This window comes from Paenarthrobacter sp. YJN-D (genome assembly GCF_015040335.1).
GTDB lineage: Bacteria > Actinomycetota > Actinomycetes > Actinomycetales > Micrococcaceae > Arthrobacter > Arthrobacter nicotinovorans.
Genome location: NZ_CP053549.1, coordinates 1,674,806 through 1,695,208, shown reverse-complemented (window position 1 = coordinate 1,695,208; position 20,403 = coordinate 1,674,806). Strand labels below are relative to the sequence as shown.

Annotated in this window: 17 protein-coding genes and 1 tRNA gene; 11 read left to right on the top strand and 7 right to left on the bottom strand. The window is 63.0% G+C overall.

Going from position 1 to position 20,403, the window contains the following annotated elements; translation table 11 throughout:
* The first annotated feature begins 109 nt into the window (after positions 1–109).
* From HMI60_RS08045 to HMI60_RS08015, 7 genes are all read left to right on the top strand, one after another.
* The gene (locus HMI60_RS08045) at positions 110–1,270 is read left to right on the top strand and encodes a substrate-binding domain-containing protein (protein ID WP_018777917.1); all 1,161 of its coding nucleotides are present in this window, start codon (positions 110–112) and stop codon (positions 1,268–1,270) included.
* A 55-nt stretch (positions 1,271–1,325) separates the two neighbouring features.
* Entirely contained in the window at positions 1,326–2,834 is a 1,509-nt protein-coding gene (locus tag HMI60_RS08040; protein WP_193590914.1) for a sugar ABC transporter ATP-binding protein, read from the top strand.
* Positions 2,835–2,837: 3 nt separating this feature from the next.
* Positions 2,838–3,824, top strand: a complete 987-nt coding sequence (locus HMI60_RS08035; RefSeq protein WP_079581516.1) for an ABC transporter permease — start codon at positions 2,838–2,840, stop codon at positions 3,822–3,824.
* A gap of 6 nt (positions 3,825–3,830) precedes the next feature.
* Entirely contained in the window at positions 3,831–4,982 is a 1,152-nt protein-coding gene (locus HMI60_RS08030; protein ID WP_193590913.1) for a Gfo/Idh/MocA family protein, read from the top strand.
* Positions 4,979–5,794 carry a sugar phosphate isomerase/epimerase gene (locus HMI60_RS08025; protein WP_079581517.1) on the top strand — a complete coding sequence of 272 codons (816 nt, stop codon included), beginning with the start codon at positions 4,979–4,981 and terminating at the stop codon, positions 5,792–5,794. The genes HMI60_RS08030 and HMI60_RS08025 overlap by 4 nt, the downstream gene beginning before the upstream one ends.
* 28 nt (positions 5,795–5,822) lie before the next feature.
* Positions 5,823–6,995, top strand: coding sequence for a Gfo/Idh/MocA family protein (locus HMI60_RS08020; RefSeq protein ID WP_039239753.1), 1,173 nt, complete (start codon positions 5,823–5,825; stop codon positions 6,993–6,995).
* Between the two features lie 69 nt (positions 6,996–7,064).
* Positions 7,065–7,382, top strand: a complete 318-nt coding sequence (locus HMI60_RS08015) for a putative quinol monooxygenase (RefSeq protein ID WP_018777923.1) — start codon at positions 7,065–7,067, stop codon at positions 7,380–7,382.
* 56 nt (positions 7,383–7,438) lie between these two features.
* On the opposite strand, the gene HMI60_RS08010 is transcribed toward HMI60_RS08015, so the two are convergent.
* The 7 genes from HMI60_RS08010 to HMI60_RS07980 form a co-directional block, all read right to left on the bottom strand.
* On the bottom strand, positions 7,439–8,278 hold the full coding sequence (locus tag HMI60_RS08010) for an aldo/keto reductase (RefSeq protein WP_055973260.1): 840 nt from the start codon (positions 8,276–8,278) through the stop codon (positions 7,439–7,441).
* A gap of 157 nt (positions 8,279–8,435) precedes the next feature.
* Positions 8,436–8,876, bottom strand: a complete 441-nt coding sequence (locus HMI60_RS08005; RefSeq protein WP_018777925.1) for a hypothetical protein — start codon at positions 8,874–8,876, stop codon at positions 8,436–8,438.
* Positions 8,877–8,884: 8 nt separating this feature from the next.
* On the bottom strand, positions 8,885–9,538 hold the full coding sequence (locus HMI60_RS08000) for a bacterial proteasome activator family protein (RefSeq protein ID WP_039239748.1): 654 nt from the start codon (positions 9,536–9,538) through the stop codon (positions 8,885–8,887).
* A 79-nt stretch (positions 9,539–9,617) separates the two neighbouring features.
* A complete protein-coding gene (locus tag HMI60_RS07995) occupies positions 9,618–9,809 on the bottom strand; it encodes a YbdD/YjiX family protein (RefSeq protein WP_018777927.1) in 192 nt (63 codons plus the stop codon).
* The gene (locus HMI60_RS07990) at positions 9,809–12,079 is read right to left on the bottom strand and encodes a carbon starvation CstA family protein (RefSeq protein ID WP_193590912.1); all 2,271 of its coding nucleotides are present in this window, start codon (positions 12,077–12,079) and stop codon (positions 9,809–9,811) included. Before HMI60_RS07990 ends, HMI60_RS07995 begins: the two co-directional genes overlap by 1 nt.
* A gap of 158 nt (positions 12,080–12,237) precedes the next feature.
* A complete protein-coding gene (locus HMI60_RS07985; protein ID WP_018777929.1) occupies positions 12,238–12,795 on the bottom strand; it encodes a PadR family transcriptional regulator in 558 nt (185 codons plus the stop codon).
* 30 nt (positions 12,796–12,825) lie between these two features.
* Positions 12,826–13,809: an NAD(P)H-quinone oxidoreductase gene (locus tag HMI60_RS07980; RefSeq protein ID WP_039239742.1), complete on the bottom strand. Its 984-nt coding sequence runs from the start codon at positions 13,807–13,809 to the stop codon at positions 12,826–12,828.
* 101 nt (positions 13,810–13,910) lie between these two features.
* On the opposite strand from HMI60_RS07980, the gene HMI60_RS07975 reads away from it, so the two are divergent.
* The 4 genes from HMI60_RS07975 to HMI60_RS07960 all read left to right on the top strand — a co-directional run bounded on the left by HMI60_RS07975 (position 13,911) and on the right by HMI60_RS07960 (position 20,362).
* A tRNA-Ser gene (locus tag HMI60_RS07975) sits at positions 13,911–14,001 on the top strand.
* A 189-nt stretch (positions 14,002–14,190) separates the two neighbouring features.
* A complete protein-coding gene (locus HMI60_RS07970; RefSeq protein ID WP_018777931.1) occupies positions 14,191–14,976 on the top strand; it encodes a VOC family protein in 786 nt (261 codons plus the stop codon).
* A 178-nt stretch (positions 14,977–15,154) separates the two neighbouring features.
* Complete coding sequence (locus tag HMI60_RS07965) at positions 15,155–15,646, top strand: septum formation family protein (protein WP_193590911.1); 492 nt, start codon at positions 15,155–15,157, stop codon at positions 15,644–15,646.
* A 183-nt stretch (positions 15,647–15,829) separates the two neighbouring features.
* On the top strand, positions 15,830–20,362 hold the full coding sequence (locus HMI60_RS07960; protein ID WP_193590910.1) for an ExeM/NucH family extracellular endonuclease: 4,533 nt from the start codon (positions 15,830–15,832) through the stop codon (positions 20,360–20,362).
* The last annotated feature ends 41 nt before the right edge of the window (positions 20,363–20,403 follow it).

The following is a 20,403-nucleotide window of genomic DNA, read 5'->3' as shown; positions in this document are numbered from 1 at the left end:
TCCACCATCGACGGTTCCGCCGAGAAGGGTCCGTCCGCCCTAACACCGGTTGCAGGCGCGCTCGTTCCCGCCCTCCACCACCACATCCCCTCATAAGCACTGGAGAACAATGATGATCCGCAGGCTTCCCCTCGTGGCTTTGGCCGCTGTCCTGTCACTTTCCGTAGCCTCGTGCAGCAGCTCGGCGGCGAGCACGTCGAACGCACCCGACGCCGGCGTGTCCGAAAAGGCCCAGCAGGCCCTCGACAAGATCAAGGGCCAGGTCCTGAGCAAGGGCCCCAACGGCGAATCCCCCTCCCCGGCATCCGTGTCAGATCTGACGCCGGAGGAGATCGAGAAGATCAAGGCACTCAACGCCAAGGCAGCAATCGTGATGCACTACGGCGGCAACGACTGGGCAACGGCCCAGGTCAACGGCCTCAAGAGTGAATTCGAAAAGCTCGGCATCAAGGTCATCGCGACGACGGACGCGAATTTCAAGCCGGACAAGCAGGTTTCGGATATCGAGACCGTCATGACGCAGGACCCGGATGTCATCGTCTCCATCCCCACGGACCCGGTGGCCACGGCCTCCGCGTACAAAAAGGCTGCGGCTGCCGGCACAAAGCTCGTCTTCATGGACAACGTCCCCCAGGGTCTGACTCCCGGCACGGACTACGTTTCAGTTGTTTCGGCTGACAACTACGGCAACGGCGTCGTCTCCGCTCACCAGATGGCCAAAGCCCTGGGCGGCAAGGGAAAGATCGGCCTCGTGTTTCACCAAGCCGACTTCTTCGTGACCAAGCAGCGACACGAAGGGTTCAAGGAGACTATCGCCAAGGAATACCCCGACATCCAGATCGTCGAAGAAAAGGGCATCGCGGGCCCGGACTTCGCTGGAGACGCACAGGCTGCTGCCAACGCGATGATCAGCAAGTACCCTGACCTGGCCGGCATCTGGGCCGTGTGGGACGTCCCGGCTGAAGGCGTCATGGCGGCGGCCCGCGCGGCCGGCCGGCAGGACCTGAAAATCGCCACGGAAGACCTCGGCAAGAACGTGGCCATCGCCCTGGCCAAGGACGAACTCGTCGTCGGCCTCGGCGCCCAGGTTCCGTTCGACCAGGGTGTCACCGAAGCCCGGCTCGCGGCAGGAGCACTTCTCGGCAAGCAAGCACCTCCGTACGTGGCCCTGAGCGCCCTCCCTGTTGACCACTCGAACGTCCTTGAAGCCTGGAAGCAGGTCTACCACGAGGACGCTCCCAAGGACATCCAGGACTCCTACAAGAAGTAGCCAGATCCTACGGTGCGGGGGCCCAGGCCCCCGCACCGCGCCGAAAGGGCGGGAAATGAACACCGCAGACAATGTCGTCGAGATGCGCTCGATATCCAAGGCCTTCAACGGCGTGTCCGTTCTGAAGGATGTCGGCTTCGATGTCCGCAAGGGCGAGGTCCACGCACTGGCCGGGGGCAACGGGGCCGGCAAGTCCACCCTCATGAAGATCCTCCAGGGCGTCTACCAGACGGATGCCGGAGAAATCCTCATTGGCGGCAAACCGGCCGCCATCAACTCGATCCAGGATGCGAAGTCCGCCGGAATCGGGATGGTTTTCCAGGAATTCACCCTCGTACCCAGCCTTACCGTTGCCCAGAACATCTTCCTTGGCGCAGAGCCGCTCGGCCGGGGCGGCCTCATCGATGACCGCGCCGCGGTGCGACGGGCCAAGGAAGTCTTCGCCGAGATGGAGGTCGACGTCGACGCCGGCGCCCAGGTCTCGCGGCTTGGCACCGCCTATTGGCAGCTGACCGAGATCGCCAAAGCCCTCGCACAGAACGCACAAGTGCTGATCATGGATGAGCCCACGGCAAGTTTGGCCCGGCACGAGTCCGAGGCGCTCTTCGAATTGATCGACCGCCTCAAGCAGCGCGGAATCTCCATCATCTACATCTCCCACCGCATGGATGAGGTGTACAGGTTGGCGGACCGGATCACCATCCTGCGCGATGGAAGGCACCTCTTCACCGAGCCACTGACGGAGGTCACTCCCGAACAAATCGTCGAAGGAATCGTGGGCAAGAAGGTCGAGGGCCAACTTTCCTATCGGGCGCGGAACGATGTGGGCACCGACGTCGAGCCACTGTTGGAAGTGCGCGGGCTGAACGCGGGCCTACGGGTCCGGGACGTTTCTTTCGCACTGCGGCCCGGCGAAATCCTCGGCCTGGCCGGGCTCATGGGCAGCGGGCGGACAGAACTCGCGCGGGCACTTTTCGGCATCGACAAACTGGACAGCGGGCAGGTCCTCATCCGGGGCAGGAAAGTTACCCTGGCATCTCCGCAGCAGGCCATCAACGCCGGTATCGCCCTTGTCCCGGAGGATCGCAGGGCACAAGGCCTCGTCCTGGAACACTCCGTCCAGGACAACCTGCTGCTGCCGCTCCTGAAGCACATTCAGCGTGGCCCCCTTCTTGATGGCGCCAAGGGCAACGAGTTGTCCGCGTCGTTGATCAAGAGGTTCGCAGTCAAGGTCGCCCACCCCCACCGGCCCGTGCGGCTGCTCTCGGGCGGCAACCAACAAAAGGTGGTCATCGCCAAGTGGCTGGGCACCGATCCCGACATCCTGATCCTCGATGAGCCGACGGCCGGCGTCGACATTGGCACCAAGAGCGAAATCCTGGACATGATCCGCGAACTGGCAAGCGATGGCAAAGCCATCATCGTCATCTCCTCCGAGTATCCCGAACTACTCGCGGTCAGCGACCGCGTCCTCGTCCTCAAGGACGGCTCCATCATCCGCGACATCCCCCGCAGCGACATTGCTGACGAGGAATATCTACAACTTGCAGTCCAGGGAGTCTGAACAGTGAGCAAGACAAACACCATCGCGCCACGGGACACCGGGGCACCCCGCAACGTCGGCACCATCCTGAAGGACCTCGACTGGCGGCGCTACGTCATTTACATCGGCTTCGTCGTCGTCTTCCTGATCTTCGCGGTCCTGCTGCGCGACCAGGGATTCATGTCACCGAACAACCTGCTGAACATCTTCCGGCAGACGGCCACCATCACCGTCATCGCAGTGGGCATGACGTACGTCATCGCCTGCGCCGAGATCGACCTGAGCGTGGGATCCGTCGCCGGCCTCTCCAGCGTCTGCACCGCTATGGCCCTGTCCCAATGGGGCCTGGTCCCTGGCATACTTGCCGGACTGGCCGTGGGCCTCGTGGTCGGATCGGTCAACGGCGCACTGGTCAGCCTCCTGGGCATCCCTTCCTTCCTCGTGACACTCGGCATGCTCGGCATTGCCGTGGGCGTCGCGCAGTGGATCACCGCCTCAGCGCCCCAGCCCATCCTGGACGACACCTTCAACGCGGTGTTCGGATCCGGGAACTTCGGACCCATTCCGGGCCTTGTGGTGTGGAGCGGCATCTTCGTAGCCATCGGCGCCGTCGTGCTTAACCGGACCAAATTCGGCCGGCAGGTCCTGGCAACGGGTGGCAACCGCAACGCCTCCGAATTCACTGGCATCAATACAAAGCGCATCAAGTTCCAGGTGCTGCTGATCTCCGGCATGGTTGCCAGTGTTGCCGGAATGCTCTACGCCGGCCGCCTCCAGTCCGGACGGTTCCAGTGGGGCGCCGGTGACGAACTCTCAGCCATCGCTGCGGTCATCCTCGGCGGGACCAGCCTCTTCGGCGGATTCGGCTCCATCATCGGAACCCTTTTCGGCGCCCTGTTGATCGGCCTGATCAACAACGGACTGATCCTTGCAGGCCTCGACAGCAGCCAGCAGCAAGTAGTGCGCGGAGCCATCATCATCCTTGCAGTCGCCCTCGCCCGGAAGAAGTGACAGTCCATGGCCTCCACACCACGTGCCGGGATTATCGGCACAGGATTCATGGGCACAGTCCACTCCCATGCCGTCCTGGCCGCAGGAAGCACGGTCAGTGCAGTAGCCGGGAGTAGTTTGGCCAGTGCCGAGGCCGCTGTGGCCCGATTGGGTGCACAGGCCGCGGCCGGCTCCCCCGAAGCCCTGATTGCCCGCGATGACGTGGACGTCGTCCACATCTGCACCCCAAACGCCACCCATGCGGACCTTGCACGTTTGGCCATCGCCGCCGGCAAGGCCGTCATCTGCGAGAAACCCCTGGCCACCACCATCGAGGACGCCAAGGAATTGACGGACCTTGCAGAACAGGCAAATGTGGTCACCGCCGTGCCCTTCGTCTACAGGTTCTATCCGGCAGTCCGGGAGGCCCGCGAGCGCATCCACAACGGGGAGGCAGGCCGCCTCTGGCTGCTGCACGGATCCTATCTGCAGGACTGGCTGGCAGGTGCAGCGGCAACAAACTGGCGGGTCGACTCCAAGCTCGGAGGAGCGTCCAGGGCCTTCGGTGACATCGGAGTGCACTGGTGCGACCTGATGGAGTTCACCACGGGACACCGCATCTCCAGGATCATCGCCAGTACCAGCCGGGCCCATGAACAACGCGAAAGCCTTGGCCAGTTGTCCCCGGTATCAACTGAGGACGGGGCAACACTGCTCTTCGAAACCGACAAGGGGGCCGCCGGTTCGTTGGTGGTGAGCCAAGTTAGTCCAGGAAGAAAAAACCGCCTCTGGTTCTCTTTCGATGGAACTGCGGCATCGTTCAGCTTCAACCAGGAAACACCAGACACCCTGCACATCGGACGCGTGGATTCCACTTCGCACATTCCTGTGGGGCCGGAGACCCTTTCCACCCCGGGCGGCGGGCGCTACGCCAAGCTCCCTGCGGGTCACCCGCAGGGATACCAGGACAGCTTCAACGCTTTCGTCGCTGACACCTACGCAGCTGTCCAAGGACACGAACCCGAGGGCCTGCCCACCTTCCGGGATGGCCTCCGGGCAGCACTCCTCACGGACGCAGTGGTTACCTCCGCGGCACGACAGTCATGGGTGGACGTTCCCACCGGCAACCTCTTCGATTTTCCCAGCTCTTCTCCGGCAGTTGAAAGGCAAATGCAATGAAACTCGGTTACTGTTCCATCACCTGGGGCGGGGTCGTCGGACACCCGCAAGGCGTGACCAGCGTCAAGGACCTTTTCTACATGACCCACGGATCCATGCGCGACGCCGTGCGTGACATCGCCGCCGTCGGCTATGAGGGCGTGGAGATGTTCGACGGAAACCTGGTCGAATATGTCGACAAGCCGGAGGAACTCAAAGAGATCCTCAGCAGCAACGGAGTCGTGCTGACGAGTGTCTACACGGGGGCCAACTTCATCTACGCCGACATCCTTCCCGACGAGATGCACCGAATCCACAAGGCCGCAGAACTGGCTGCGAACTTCGGAGCTGAACGGCTGGTGGTTGGCGGCGGCGCGCGCCGGGCTGCTGGAACCACCGAACAGGACTATTACCTGCTGGGCCAGGCGCTGGACCGCGTAGCGGACATCGCGGAGAGCTTCGGCCTGTCCGCGAGCTACCACCCGCACCTCAGCACCATCGTGGAGAGCCCGGACGAGCTGGAAAAGCTCATGCCGCTGACCAGGATCGGGTTCTGCCCGGACACGGCGCACCTTGCGGCAGGCGGGGCGGACCCGGCCGCGGTTATCCGCAAGTACTCCGACAGAATCCAGCATGTCCACCTCAAGGACTTCCAACAAGACCCGTTCAACTTCCTCCCCCTGGGCGAAGGTGAGCTCGATTTCCCGGACATCATCGCTGCGATCCGGGAGAGCGCCTACGACAGCTGGCTCATGGTCGAACTCGACAACTACGACGGCGACCCCGCCGAAGCAGCAAAAATCAGCAAGAAATACCTCGAGACACTCCTCTAAGCAATCCTTACGGAAGGACCTGATCCACATGCAAAACCTCAACGTTGGCCTCATTGGTGGAGGCTTCATGGGCAAGGCCCACTCCTTGGCCTATGCCGCCATGCCCATGTTCTTCTGGCCTGCCCCGGCATTGCCGGTCCGCAAAGTCATCGCCGAGGCGAACCCCGAGCTGGCCGCAGAAGCCGCCAGGCGCTTCGGTTTCGAGAACTCGACCTCGGACTGGCGGTCCATCATCGACGATCCCGACATTCACGTCGTCGACATCGCGACGCCGAACCACCTTCACGCCGAAATCGCCATCGCCGCCGCCGAGGCGGGCAAGCACATCATTTGCGAGAAGCCCCTCGCACGCACCGGCGAAGAGTCCAAGGCCATGTATGACGCCGTCAAGGACAAGGACATCGTCCACATGGTCGCCTTCAACTACCGGCGCACCCCAGCCGTTGCACTGGCAAAGAAGTACATCGAAGAAGGTGCCATTGGCCAGATCCTCAGCTTCCGCGGAACCTATCTCCAGGACTGGAGCGCCGACCCGAACTCGCCGCTGTCATGGCGGTTCCAGAAGTCCATCGCAGGTTCCGGCGCGCTTGGCGATATCGCGACCCACGTCATAGACATGGCGCGGTACCTCGTGGGAGAGTTCAGGGCCGTCAACGCAGTCCTGTCGACGTGGATCCCCGAGCGGCCACTCCAATCCGGCGGGGCCGATGCCCTCGGCACCGTGCGCGGCGGAGAGGGCCCGAAGGGCCCGGTTGACGTCGACGACGAAGTGATGACCATGATCCGTTTCGCAAATGGAGCGGTTGGATCGGTCGAAGCCACACGCAACGCGCACGGCAGGAACAACTACATCACCTTCGAAATCCATGGAACCGAAGGCAGCATCGTCTTCAACTACGAGCGGCGCGACGAGCTCCAGGTTTGCTTCGCTTCAGACCAAGCAGACCGTCGCGGGTTCCGGACCATCTACACAGGCCCGGCCCACCCCTACGGTGAGGGGCTGTGGCCCATTCCGGCCCTGGGCATCGGCTATGGAGAGACCAAGATCATCGAGGCCCATGACTTCTTCAAAGCCATCGCCGAAGGCGGAAGCGTTAGCCCCAACTTCGCCGACGGCTACCAAGTCGCCCTCATCGATGACGCGATCGTCGAATCCGCGGCCAAAGAGTCCTGGGTTGAGGTTCCACAAATCACCGATTGATCCCTTTCGGGAGGGACGGCGAAGTTCCGTCCCTCCCGGCCCCTCCGGCCCATCATCAAGGAAACAAGAATGACCAGCCCAACCCACAAAGAGCCCGCAGAAGTGTGGCTCATGCCGGTATTTATCGCCAAAGCAGGACGCGAAAGCGAGCTGCAAGGAGTCCTCAGCTCACTGCAGACGAACAGCCGCAAGGACCAGGGCTGCCTGGAGTACACCGTTTTCGCCGATGGGCAGCAGCCCGGCACCTTCGTCATGTTTGAAGGCTGGGCAAGTGCCGAGGATCTCGAAGCCCACAACCGGCAACAGCATGTGAAGGACTTTGTGGAAGCGGTAAAGACATTGCTGGAAGTGCCCTTCTCAGTGACCACCCTCGCGCCCATCAGGTGAAACGCCAGGTGCCCCGCCCCCGGAAGGGAGCGGGGCACCTGAGTAAGGCGCGGGGCCTAGGCGAAGTCGGAGACTGCCGGGTCCGGGCCGATGCGGCCTTCAGCGCCGCGGTCCAGGCTGTTGATGGCCTCGACGTCGGTGGCGTCCAGCGTGACGTCCAGGGCTGCGAAGTTCTCCTGGATGCGGGACTCCGTGACCGACTTGGGGATCACGACGTTGCCGATGGCCAAGTGCCATGCGATGACAACCTGCGCCGGCGTGGCACCATGCTTGGCTGCGATCTCAGCAATCGTGGCGCTCTCCAGGAGCTCGCCACCCTGGCCCAGCGGGGACCATGCCTGCGTGAGGATGCCCTTGGAGGCGTTGAATTCGCGCAATTCGGCCTGGTTGAAGAAGGGGTGCAGTTCAACCTGGTTGATGGCCGGAACGACGCCGGTTTCATCGATGATGTGCTGCAGGCCTTCCTTGGTGAAGTTGGAGACACCAATGGACTTCACCCGTCCGCGCTTCTTGAGCTCGATGAGGGCCTTCCAGGTATCGACGTACTTCTCCTGCTTGGGCTGCTGCCAGTGGATGAGGTAGAGGTCCAGGGTTTCCAGGCCAAGGCGGTCGAGCGACTTCTCGAAGGCCTCCAGGGTGGATTCGTAGCCCTGGTCCGCGTTCCAGAGCTTGGTGGTGATGAAAATTTCTTCGGCGGAGAGGCCCGAAGAGGCGATGGCACGGCCAACGCCGGCCTCGTTGCCGTAGATCTTTGCGGTATCGATGTGGCGGAACCCGGCGTCGAAAGCCTGGCGTACTACCTTTTCGGCTACATCGTCTTCAACCTGCCATACCCCGTAGCCGAGCTGGGGGATGGTGTTGCCGTCGTTAAAAGTAAGTTCTGGTGACGAAGTCATGGTTGTCATCCTGCCAGCTACCGCCTGGGTCATGGGCCGATTATGACGAAGATCAGCTATCCGCTTAACTTCTTGCATGCAGGGAATAGGGGCGCACGCGTGTAGTTGTCAACGCCTGCCTTATTTCCGGATTACTCCGGATTACTTAGTTTCCGGATCAGGGATTGAGTTGGCGCTCCGCGTCGGCCACCTGCTCGAAGACGGACTCAGCACGGCGCCGCACGGATAATGCACCGACCGGTACAGGACCTACAGCCAGACGCAACATCGCCGCAGCCTCAGCCGTGGTGGCGAGCGAGTTGCCGGCTTTGGACAGCGCCCTGTGCACGCCCGCGAGCGCTCCTGGCACGTCCAGCCCATCGCTGGGCGAGCGCTTTTGCGCCTCTACGCAGATGCTCCGCACCCGTGGGGACAACTCCGCCAGTTCATTGGCGATCTCCACAAGCTCGTTGTAGAGCTGCTCGTCGTCCACGCCTTCAAGGACCTGGTGATAACGGTCTAGCCCGCGATGGAAGCGGTCGTGGGCGCGGCGCCACAGGCCCTTGCCGAGCTCAAGATCGTCCTTCCGTCCCTGCCGGACGGCCCCAAAGAAACCCACCCGCGAACTCAGAGGTACTGGCCCGGGCCGTGGTCGGGATCTTCCGGGCGTCCATTGGAAGCAGCACCCGAAGCCCCGGGCGCAGCAGCCCGCTGCGGTTGCCCGTTTTCGCCAATGATGATGCCCGGCGCGATGACCGTACCCGGGGGCAGCTGCCGAAGCTGCATTTGCGCGGCAGCGTGTTCTTTCGCTGCCTGCTGGGCGGCAATGGCTGCCTGGATGCCATGGAACAGCCCTTCCAACCAGCCCACCAGCTGGGCCTGTGCGATGCGAAGCTCAGCGTCCGAGGGGGCCTTGTCCTCGGGAAACGGGAGGCTGATGCGTTCCAACTCGTCAATGAGCTCAGGTGCCAACCCATCTTCGAGCTCCTTGATGGACCGCTCGTGGATCTCGGCGAGGCGACCGCGCGCTGCATCATCAAGCGGGGCGCTCTTAACTTCTTCCAGAAGCTGACGGATCATCGTGCCGATCCGCATCACCTTGGCAGGCTCGTCCACCAGTTCCTGAAGGTTGCTGGGCTTGGGCTTGACGTCGTTCGCTGCCTCGCCCTGCGGGGATTGCCCGCCATTGGGCGCAGCCGCATCCCCGTCCAGTGTGGTTCCTTCCACGGGAGTGTCGTCCGAAGCCTCATCCGTGGGCTGAATGTCGTTCAGATCGCTCATTAGTTCATACTCTCATGTGCTTCCCGTGAACCTCCGGCCACAGCCGGATTTTGGACTTCGTTCGTAGCGAAACTACAGCTCAGCAGCAGCGGCCCTGGGGATTGCTGTCCTGCCGGTCCATCCGGTCCCGCCAAAACTCGCGTTCGGTCATGGCGGGACCGGCGTGGCCGGAGGCGGTGAAGTGCTCAAGGTATTTCGTGTACGCGTCAGCGCCCATAAGCGAACCCATGTATGCGGCAAAGCCACGAAAGCCCCTGGTGACCGCGTTCATCAGTGGTGCCCCGCTTTGTGGGTGCGCTTGTCAGCAGGCAACGCGTTCCATTCGGCGAGCAGCGCTTTCTCGGCCGGGGTGAGAAGGAGTCCTGCAGGAGCAAACACCTTGGACGGCACGGCAGGATCTTCATGATCCTGTCCCCCACCGGCCCGGATGGCCTTGACGGTGGCGATCAGCGCCGTGAGGATCACGATGATGCTCAAGACAACAAAGATCACCGACAACCATCCCTGAATGGCCGTATTCCGGACGACAGCTTCCATGGCCGCGACGCTCTTGGCCGTGCCGAACTCCGTCTTGCCATCAGCAAGTGCCTTGGAGAATGCCTGGTTGTTGGCGAAATAGCCTACGGCCGGTACCGGGGAGAAGATCTTGTGGAAGCTGGCAGTGATGGTGACGACAGCTGCGAAAGCCAGCGGGACGGCCACGATCCACAGCCACTTGAACGTGCCCCGCTTGGCCACGATGGCCAAGCACACCGCCAGGGCGATGGCTGCCAGCAGTTGGTTGGCGATGCCGAACAGCGGGAACAGCGTATTGATGCCGCCCAGCGGATCCGTCACACCCATCAACAGCACAGCGCCCCAGGCACCCACCATGATGGCCGTGCAGAGCCAGGCACCGGGGCGCCATGAAGCTTCCTTGAACTTGGGAACAAAGTTGCCGATGGAATCCTGCAGCATGAACCGGGCAACGCGGGTTCCGGCGTCCACGGCGGTAAGGATGAAGAGCGCCTCGAACATGATGGCGAAGTGGTACCAGAACGCCATCATGGCGGGACCGCCGATGAACTGCTGCATGATGTGCGCCAAGCCAACGGCCAGCGTCGGGGCACCGCCGGAGCGGGAGATGATGCTTTCCTCGCCCACGTCCTTGGCCGTCTGGGCCAGCACGTCCGGGGTGATGTTCACGTTGGCCAGGCCCAGGCTGTTCACCCAGGTGGCGGCTGACTCCACCGTGCCGCCGGTCAGTGCCAGGGGCGCGTTCATGGCGAAGTAGATGCCGCGGTCAATCGAGATTGCAGCCACGAGCGCCATGATGGCCACGAACGACTCCATCAGCATGCCGCCGTACCCGATGAAACGGGTCTGGCGTTCCTTCTCGATCAACTTGGGGGTGGTCCCCGAGGAAATGAGGGCGTGGAAACCGGACAAGGCACCACAGGCAATCGTGACGAACAGGAACGGGAACAGCGCGCCGGAGAACACCGGGCCGTTCTCGCGGCCCGCGAACTCGCTGAAGGCAGGGACGGTGATTTCCGGCCGCACAACGATGATGGCGAGGGCCAGCATCACGATCACGCCGATTTTCATGAACGTGGAAAGGTAGTCGCGCGGCGCGAGCAGCAGCCACACGGGCAGGATCGCGGCAATGAATCCGTAGATGATCAGTCCCCAGGCGATGGTCACCTTATCCAGGTGGAAGAATGCCGCACCCCACTCGGTACCAGCCACAGCACCGCCGCCGATGATGGCCGCCATGAGCAGCACGAAACCAATGATGGAAACCTCCATCACCTTGCCGGGCCGGATGAACCGAAGGTACACGCCCATGAACAGCGCAATCGGGATGGTCATTCCAACGGAGAAGACGCCCCACGGGCTCTCACCCAGGGCATTGACCACTACCAGCGCAAGGATGGCCACGATGATGATCATGATCAGCAACGTTGCGATCAAGGCCGCTGTACCGCCAATGACTCCCAGTTCCTCACGGGCCATCTGGCCCAGGGACCGGCCGCCTCGACGCATCGAGAAGAACATCACCAGATAGTCCTGCACGGCACCGGCAAACACGACGCCGATGATGATCCAGATGGTGCCTGGAAGGTAACCCATCTGCGCCGCGATGACCGGGCCCACCAAGGGGCCTGCACCGGCGATCGCCGCGAAGTGGTGCCCGAACAGGACGTTCCGGTCCGTGCGGACGTAGTCCTTGCCGTCGGCCTTATACTCGGCGGGCGTAGCCCTTCGGTCATCCGGCTTCAGCAGGTAGCGTTCAATGACCTTGGAATAGAAGCGGTAGCCGATGAGGTAGGTACAGACAGCGGCGAAGACAAACCAGATGGCATTCACCGTCTCGCCGCGAACCAGGGCGAGCATGAACCACGCCACTGCACCGAGCAGCGAAATCGCCACCCAAAGACCGATTTTCGCCGGAGTCCATTTGCGTTCCTCGGCGTCCCGGGCGGAACGGTCCACCGCGGGTGCAGGCAGCGTAGGATCGAGTCCTTCCATGAGTCCGGTCTGGTCAGGGTTCTTGCCCATATCTCCTCCTTGAGAACTGCTGCGCTGCCTTGGCTCGGACGTGCGTCACGGGCAAGTTAGCAATAAGGTTCCCCGGGAAGTGTCCGTACTCACCGCCGGGTCCGTTGGCTGCGCTGAGCGGTAGCCTGCCTGCGGCAAACGGTGGGCCGGTTGTACAGCTAGCTGGCACCAGCGGTGCTTGACCCGCCCTTGCCCAGGCTCTGCACCATGCGGGCTTCGCACAGGTCCAGCCACCGGACTTCGGCCTCTGCCTGGAACACCAGGGAATCGAGCACCAGCAGGAACGCCGTGTCTGCTGAGCGCTGGTTGGCCGAGACCGCTTTGCGCGCCTGGGTGTGCTCCTGCAGCGCCTTGACGGAAACTTCACGCTGGGACTGGATCACCGCAGCGGCATCCACCCCGGGCATGGTCACGGCGAGCGCCAGTTTGATGGCGATCTCGTTCCGCGGCGGATTTCCCCGGTCGACAGCCCCGGAAAACCACGCCGCGACTTCCTCGACCCCAGCGTCAGTGATGCTGTAGATGACGTGCCCGCCGCCGTCGTCGCCGTCCTTGCTGACCAGGCCGTCGCGCTCAAGCCGGTCCAAGGTGGTGTAAACCTGGCCGATGTTCAGCGGCCAGGCGGCGCCGGTCCGGTCCTCGAATTCGACACGCAACTCATAGCCATACCTGGGCTGGTCCTGGAGCAGGGCCAGAAGGCTGTGCCGGATGGACATGGAGCTCCTTGCTGCGGGTTGGCTGGAATGTCAGAGGAGCAAGAGGACCTTGCCCACGTGCTCCCCCGAGTCGAAGTACTCATGCGCTTCGCGGACCTGGTCCAGCGGGAAAGTCTTGGCGACGAGCGGCGTGATACGACCGTCGGTGACCATGGGCCACACGGACTCGCGCACCGCCGTCATGATGATGCCTTTTTCGGCAACCGAACGGGGCCGGAGGGCTGTGCCGATCACGGCTGCACGCTTGCTGAGGAGCTGGCCCAGGTTGATCTCCGCCTTGGCGCCGCCCTGCAGCCCGATGATGATGAGCCTGCCGTACTCAGCGAGCGCGTCGACGTTCTGCTGGAGGTACTTGGCACCCACGACGTCGAGGATAACGTCCGCGCCTTTGCCGCCGTTTTGTGCCTTGAGGCTTTCAACGAAGTCTTCTTCGGTGTAGTTGATGGCGATGTCGGCCCCGAGGAACGCCTTGGCCGTGCCGACTTTTTCATCCGACCCCGCAGTTGCCGCAACTGTGGCACCGTAGGCTTTCGCGAGCTGGATGGCCATGGTGCCTATTCCGCCGGTGGCGCCGTGGATGAGCACCGTCTCTCCGGGTTGCAGCTGGGCCGTCATGATGAGGTTCGAATACACGGTCGCGGCAACCTCCGGCAGGGCAGCTGCGGTGATCAGGTCCACGCCTTCAGGAACGCGAAGTACCTGTTCGGCAGGAACCGCCACCTGTTGGGCGTAGCCGCCGCCGGAAAGCAGCGCCACTACCTTGTCCCCCACGGAGAAGGCCTTGGTAACGCCGGGGCCGAAGGCGGAGATCCGACCGGAAACCTCGAGTCCGGGGATTTCCGATGCCCCGGGCGGCGGTGGATAGAAGCCGCGGCGCTGCTGGACGTCCGCACGGTTCAGGCCCGCAGCAACGACGTCGATCAGTACCTCGCCATCGCCCGGCACCGGGGAGGGGACCTCGCGGACCTCGAGGACTTCGGGCCCGCCCGGCTCTGGGATAAAGACGGCTTTCATGACGAACTCCCGGTTTCTTGCTTGTCCGCCGGCCCCGGGACGGGGACTGGTGGACGTGATGTTTTGGAACAGCCAACTCCCTATGAAACACTACTAGGCGAGGAAGGTTGTCCGAGCGGCCTAAGGAGCTGGTCTTGAAAACCAGTGTGCGGTAACCCCGTACCAAGGGTTCAAATCCCTTACCTTCCGCCAACGAATGCCCCGGGTTCTTCAACCCGGGGCATTTTTGTTGCTTCCAGTACCTGCTCGCCCCCCGCTCCGGGAACCGGCTTCCGGCAGATCATTGAAAGTGTCAGACCCCCGGCATAGTGTTCTGACTGTCTCCACACGACCGACATCAGACGCGGTTTTCATCGCGGAACAACAACAGGAGCCTCACCTATGCCAACCCCTGACATCGCTCCGGGAGCACCTTGCTGGATCGACCTGATGACCTCCGATACCGAACAGGCGAAGTCTTTCTACGGCACCCTTTTCGGTTGGACGTTCGAGACCGGCGACCAGGAGAAGTACGGCGGCTACATCACAGCGTCCAAGGACGGCCGGATGGTTGCAGGGATCATGCAGAAGCAGGAGGACATGGGAGCCATGCCGGATGTGTGGTCCACTTACCTGCGCACCGATGACATCAAGGCAACCACGGAAGCCGCAGCTGCCAACGGCGGCCAGGTGTACCTGGAACCGATGGAGGTTCCCGAGCAAGGCAGCATGGCCATGTACGGTGACTCTTCGGGTGCCTCGATCGGTGCTTGGCAATTCGGGGAGATGAAGGGCTATGAGATCGCAGCCGAGGCCGGCGCTCCAGCTTGGCATGAGCTCCTCTCCAAGGACTACGACTCCGCGGTCGCCTTTTACCAGAAGGTGTTCGGCTGGGAAACGGACGTCATGAGCGACACCCCTGAGTTCCGGTACACCACCCTCGGCTCGGGAGACAACGCACAGGCCGGCATCATGGATGCCTCCGGCTTCCTCCCCCCGCAGGTCCCTTCCATGTGGAGCGTGTACTTCGCGGTGGCGGACACCGATGCCACCGTTGAGCAGGCTGCGGCCTTGGGCGCCACCGTCATGGAACCCGCCGAAGAGACGCCCTTCGGCCGCCTGGCAACGTTGTCCGATCCCACGGGTGCCGTCTTCAAGGTGATCCAGGAGCAGGGCCAGACGGCCTAGACTATGAAAATTCGGGTCCAGCCGGTCTGCCTCCTACCCAGGGGCAGTCCGGCCGGAGCCTCTCATCGTCGGCCTTGGGGGATCGACCGGCGTGGGAATACCTTGTTGGGTCCCTCATCGTTGACCACAGTGCCTTTCCGATCAGGAATCCTGTGCTCCTTCTGGAATGAGGACCAGAATGCTCCACCTTTCAAAGACCCTCAGGGCTGCTGCCGTGCTGACCATGGGATCGCTGGCACTGGCGGGATGTTCGCTCATCAGCAGCGGGGACGCCAAGCGGGATGAATCCGGCAAAGCAACGGAATCGTCCAAAGCAGACGCCTTCAAAGTGAAACTGGGCGACTGCATCGCCAACCCTGATACCCAGGAAGTCGTGGACGTCACCATCATTCCGTGCGACCAGAGCCACGACCTCGAGGCCTACGCCGTCACCAAAATGGACACGTCCGCGTTCCCCGGTGACACCGAAGTGGGCACCAAGGCAGAGGAGTTCTGCGGTGCCCAGTTCGCAACTTTCGTAGGCGTACCCTTCGAAGAGTCCGCCCTGGATGTCACTTTCCTCCACCCCACCAGCGATTCCTGGAAGACCGGCGATCGTGAGATCGTCTGCCTGATCGGCGCTGCTGCTGGAGCCGCAACCACCGGAACCCTCAAGGGCGCGGCCAAATAGGAGCCTCGGTGGCCGGGAGAACCTTCCGGCCACCGATGCGCCACCTCCCATTCATCCGTTCGTGTTCAGCTATGCCCGAGGCAGCTTTACCCCGGAGTAACTTCCGGGCATATCGCCCACTTCACAAGACAGCGGGCGTCGTCCACAGGGCCCCACAGGGCTCCCTAATGAAAGTTAGAGCGGATGCAACATCAATATTGGAAATCAGCTGCGGGAACGGTCCTGTCAGTCGGGTTGCTTGCAGCCCCGCTGACCGCGGCACCCGCGTTCGCGGCGGACGATCCGGCAGCACCCACCGGCACTTCGCCTGTGGTAATCACTGAGGCGTACCTCAGCGGCGGCAGTACCGGCGCCGCCTTCAAGAACAAGTTCGTGGAGCTCTACAACTCCTCGGACACTCCCGTCAGCCTGGCTGGATGGTCCCTGCAGTACAGATCAGCCACCGCCACTACGGCACCTACCGGCATCACTCCCTTGACGGGCAGCATCCCGGCCAAGGGCTACTACCTGGTTCAGGGAGCCACGAACAACGGCAGTTCCACGGCCCCGAACCTCCCCACGCCCGATGTGCAGGCAACCGGCACCCTGAATCCCAGCGGCACCACGGGAACCCTGGTCCTGGCCAAGCAAGCCAACGCGGTCTCACCGCTCCCTGCCGGCTCGGTCACCGGAAACCCCGCCATTGCCGACCTCCTTGGCTACGGCACCTCCAACACCTTCGAGACCGCCCCAGCCAGCGCACCTGCCAGCAACGCAGACGTCAAGAGCCTGAATCGAACCAACGGTGTGGACACCGACTCCAACGCCGCCGATTTCAGCCTCAGCACCACCATCACCCCGACAGGTTCCAACGGCGGAACCCCGCCCACGGACCCCGGTCCGCAGCCCGGCGTCAAGACCATCGCAGAGATCCAAGGCACCGGCACGGCAAGCCCGTTCGTAGGCAGCACCGTCACGACGCGCGGCAAGGTCACGGCCGTCTACGCAACCGGCGGATTCAACGGCTACTACGTCCAGACCCCCGGAACCGGCGGCGACGCCGGCGGGGCGGCCAGGACGGCGTCGGACGCTTTGTTCGTCTACTCGCCTACGACGGCGGCAACGGTACAGCCGGGTGACTACCTGGAACTCACCGGAGCGGTGAGCGAATTCGCCAACCAGACGCAGATCACGGTCGAAGCCGCAGGCTTGAAGAAGCTCAGCGAGGCTGCGCCCGAGGTCAAGTCCACCCCGTTCTCCCTGCCGGCCAATGAAGCCGCCCGTGAGAGCCTGGAGGGCATGCTCGTCGCTCCGCAGGGCGAGTTCACCGTCACGGACAACTACTCCCTCAACCAGTACGGCGAGGTCGGCCTGGCGGCCGGCACATCACCACTGGTGCAGCCGACGGCAGTGGCCACTTACGGTTCGCCGGAGTACGCCGCTGTGGTTGCCGATAACGCCCTGCGGGCCATCAAGCTCGACGACGGCGCGTCCACGAACTTCCTCAAGGACGCCACCACCAAGGCACAACAACTGCCCTACCTGAGCACCTCTGATCCGGTGCGGGTGGGATCGCCGGCACACTTCCGCACCGACGTGATCCTGGGCTACGGCAACAACTCCTGGAAATTCCAGCCACTGGCCGCGCTGACCCCGGCCAACGCGGACTCAGTCCAGCCTGCGTCGTTCACCTCCACCCGGCCCGACGGTCCGGCCAACGTTGGTGGAAACCTTAAACTGGCGTCCTTCAACGTGCTCAATTACTTCCCCACCACCGGTGACCAGCTGAGCGGCTGCGTCTTCTACACCGACCGCGAGGGCAACCCGATTACGGTCAAGGAAGGCTGCAACGCCCGCGGAGCCGCCAACGCGGAGAACTTCGAGCGCCAGCAGGCCAAGATCGTAGCAGCCATCACCAAGTCCGGCGCGGACGTCATATCCCTTGAAGAGATCGAGAACTCGGCACAGTTCGGCAAGAACCGCGACGATGCCCTGTCCAAGCTGGTTGACGCGCTCAACGTCAAGACTCCGGGTGTTTGGGACTACGTGCGGACTCCGGCCAACGCTCCCCCGCTGAGCGATGAGGACATGATCCGCACCGCGTTCATCTACAAGAAGGCCGCTGCCGAGCCCGTGGGCGAGTCCATCATCCACAACGACACCGTGGCCTTCGCAAGTGCCCGCAAACCGCTGGCACAGGTGTTCAAGCCTGTGGGCGCTGCCGACGACAAGAAGTTCATAGCAATCGTGAACCACTTCAAGTCCAAGGGTTCCGCGGCCACCCCGGACGATACCGACAAGGGCCAGGGTGCCTCCAATATCGCCCGCACCAAGCAGGCCGAATCGTTGCTCGCATTCTCCAAGGACCTGCAGGCTTCCAAGGGCACGGACAAGGTCTTCCTCATCGGTGACTTCAACGCCTACGCCAAGGAAGATCCCATCAGCGTCCTGACGGGCGCCGGCTACACCGACCTTGAGGCCGGCACCGGCAAACACTCCTACCTGTTCGGTGGCATGGTGGGTTCGCTCGACCACATCCTCGCTTCCCCGGCGGCTGCGGAAAAAGTCACCGGGACCGACATCTGGAACATCAACTCCGTAGAGTCCGTCGCGCTGGAATACAGCAGGTATAACAACAACGTGACCAACTACTACGCCGCGGACGAATTCCGGGCCAGCGACCACGACCCCGTGGTGGTTGGACTGAACCTGACTCCCGACGCGCCGGCCACCGTTGACCTGCAGTTCCTGGGCATCAACGACTTCCACGGCCGCATCGACACCAACACCGTGCTCTTCGCAGGAACCGTGGAGAAACTCCGTGCCGCTGCAGCACCGGGCGCAACGGCGTTCATCTCCGCTGGTGACAACATCGGCGCTTCCTTGTTCGCGTCGTCAGTGGCGAAGGACCAGCCCACCATCGATGTCCTCAACGCACTGGAGCTGCAGGCTTCCGCTGTGGGCAACCACGAGTTCGACGGCGGTTGGCAGGACTTGCACGAGCGAGTCATCGCGGGAGGAACCAACGCGAAGTTCGCCTACTTGGGTGCGAACGTCTACCAGAAAGGCACCACCACCCCGGTCCTGCCGGAGTACAAGGTACTGGACATGAACGGGATGCGCGTGGCTGTGATCGGCACCGTCACCCAGGAAGTTCCCTCCTTGGTAACTCCGGCCGGAATTGCCGATCTTGAGTTTGGGGACCCCGTGGAAGCCATCAACCGGGTGGCGGCAAAAATCAAGGCTGAGAACCTGGCAGACCTGATCATTGTGGAGAACCACGACGGCGCCGCTTCCGGTACGCCCGAAGGCGCCACTTTGGAACAGGAAGTCGCAGCAGGCGGACCGTTCGCCAAACTGGTCAACGAAACCACTCCTGACGTCGCTGCCATCTTCACCGGCCACACGCACAAGGAGTACGCCTGGGACGCACCGGTCCTGGACGCCAACGGCCAGCCCACAGGCAAGACCCGGCCGATCGTGCAGACCGGCAACTACGGCGAAAACGTGGGCAGCGTGACGCTCACGGTAGACACCGCAAGCAAGTCCGTCACTGCCTACAAGGCCGCTGTGGTGGACCGGACGACCGATACCGCCGAGAGCCTCGTGGCCAGCTACCCGCGGGTGGCGGCAGTGAAGACCATCGTGGACAAGGCCCTTGCCCATGCTGCCGAGATCGGCAACCAGCCGGTGGGTGCAGTGACCGCTGATATCACCACCGCTTTCACCCCGGACCCCGCCGGCGGGGCTCCCAAGCGTGACGACCGCGCGAGCGAGTCCACGCTGGGAAACCTGGTGGCGGACTCACTGGTGGACACGCTCAAGGCGCCTGAACTGGGCTCGGCGGAGATCGGCGTCGTAAATCCCGGCGGCCTGCGCAACGAGCTCTATTACGCACCGGACGGCACCATCACCTACGCCGAGGCCAACGCGGTGCTGCCGTTCGTGAACAACCTCTGGACTACGTCCCTGACCGGCACGCAGTTCAAGACACTTCTTGAACAGCAGTGGCAGACCAACCCGGACGGCACTGTTCCCAGCCGCCCGTACCAGCAGCTGGGTCTGTCCAAGAACGTCAACTACACCTACGACGCCGCCCGCCCTGCAGGTGACCGCATCACCGGCATCTGGGTAAACGGCGCCGTGATCGACCCCGCCAAGCTGTACAGGATCGGCACCTTCAGCTTCCTGGCAACCGGCGGTGACAACTTCCGGGTCTTCAAGGAAGGCAGCAACACCAAGGACACCGGCCTGGTGGACCGTGATGCGTGGATCAAGTACCTGCGCGAACACAACCCGGTGTCCCCGGACTTCGGGCGCCGTTCGGTTGCCGTCGCCAACTCGACGGCGGCCCAGGTGAAGTCCGGTGAGCCAATCACCCTGGCTGTTTCCAAGCTGAACCTGACGTCGATCGGCAGCCCGGCCAACGCCTCGCTGAACGCCGTCTTCGTGGACAGCAAGGGCGCCGCTGTGGCGCTCGGTTCCGTGCCGGTGACGGCAGGCGCGGCAACGGTGAACCTCAAGGTTCCCGCGGCGGCAGCTGCAGGTACCGGCACCCTGGTGCTGACCGCCGTCGAAAGTGGAACGGTGGTGAAGGCTCTGATCACTGTGGCGGACAGCGGACCGCAACCGCCCCAGTGCACCCCACCCACCAAGCCGTCCAAGTGGTACGACATCGCGGGCTGGCTGCGGTATGCCTTCGCCTGGTTGGACTACCAGAAGTGCTTGAGGGGCTGACCACTCCCGGCAAAAGCAACATAAGCAGGGCCCTTCACGCA

Coding starts and splice junctions, on each gene's coding strand:
- HMI60_RS08040 (WP_193590914.1), top strand. CDS start 1,326: ATGAACACCGCAGACAATGTCGTCGAGATGCGCTCGATATCCAAGGCC.
- HMI60_RS08045 (WP_018777917.1), top strand. CDS start 110: ATGATGATCCGCAGGCTTCCCCTCGTGGCTTTGGCCGCTGTCCTGTCA.
- HMI60_RS07970 (WP_018777931.1), top strand. CDS start 14,191: ATGCCAACCCCTGACATCGCTCCGGGAGCACCTTGCTGGATCGACCTG.
- HMI60_RS08010 (WP_055973260.1), bottom strand. CDS start 8,278: ATGACTTCGTCACCAGAACTTACTTTTAACGACGGCAACACCATCCCC.
- HMI60_RS07980 (WP_039239742.1), bottom strand. CDS start 13,809: ATGAAAGCCGTCTTTATCCCAGAGCCGGGCGGGCCCGAAGTCCTCGAG.
- HMI60_RS07960 (WP_193590910.1), top strand. CDS start 15,830: ATGCAACATCAATATTGGAAATCAGCTGCGGGAACGGTCCTGTCAGTC.
- HMI60_RS08025 (WP_079581517.1), top strand. CDS start 4,979: ATGAAACTCGGTTACTGTTCCATCACCTGGGGCGGGGTCGTCGGACAC.
- HMI60_RS07965 (WP_193590911.1), top strand. CDS start 15,155: ATGCTCCACCTTTCAAAGACCCTCAGGGCTGCTGCCGTGCTGACCATG.
- HMI60_RS07990 (WP_193590912.1), bottom strand. CDS start 12,079: ATGGGCAAGAACCCTGACCAGACCGGACTCATGGAAGGACTCGATCCT.
- HMI60_RS07985 (WP_018777929.1), bottom strand. CDS start 12,795: ATGTCCATCCGGCACAGCCTTCTGGCCCTGCTCCAGGACCAGCCCAGG.
- HMI60_RS07995 (WP_018777927.1), bottom strand. CDS start 9,809: ATGAACGCGGTCACCAGGGGCTTTCGTGGCTTTGCCGCATACATGGGT.
- HMI60_RS08015 (WP_018777923.1), top strand. CDS start 7,065: ATGACCAGCCCAACCCACAAAGAGCCCGCAGAAGTGTGGCTCATGCCG.
- HMI60_RS08030 (WP_193590913.1), top strand. CDS start 3,831: ATGGCCTCCACACCACGTGCCGGGATTATCGGCACAGGATTCATGGGC.
- HMI60_RS08020 (WP_039239753.1), top strand. CDS start 5,823: ATGCAAAACCTCAACGTTGGCCTCATTGGTGGAGGCTTCATGGGCAAG.
- HMI60_RS08000 (WP_039239748.1), bottom strand. CDS start 9,538: ATGAGCGATCTGAACGACATTCAGCCCACGGATGAGGCTTCGGACGAC.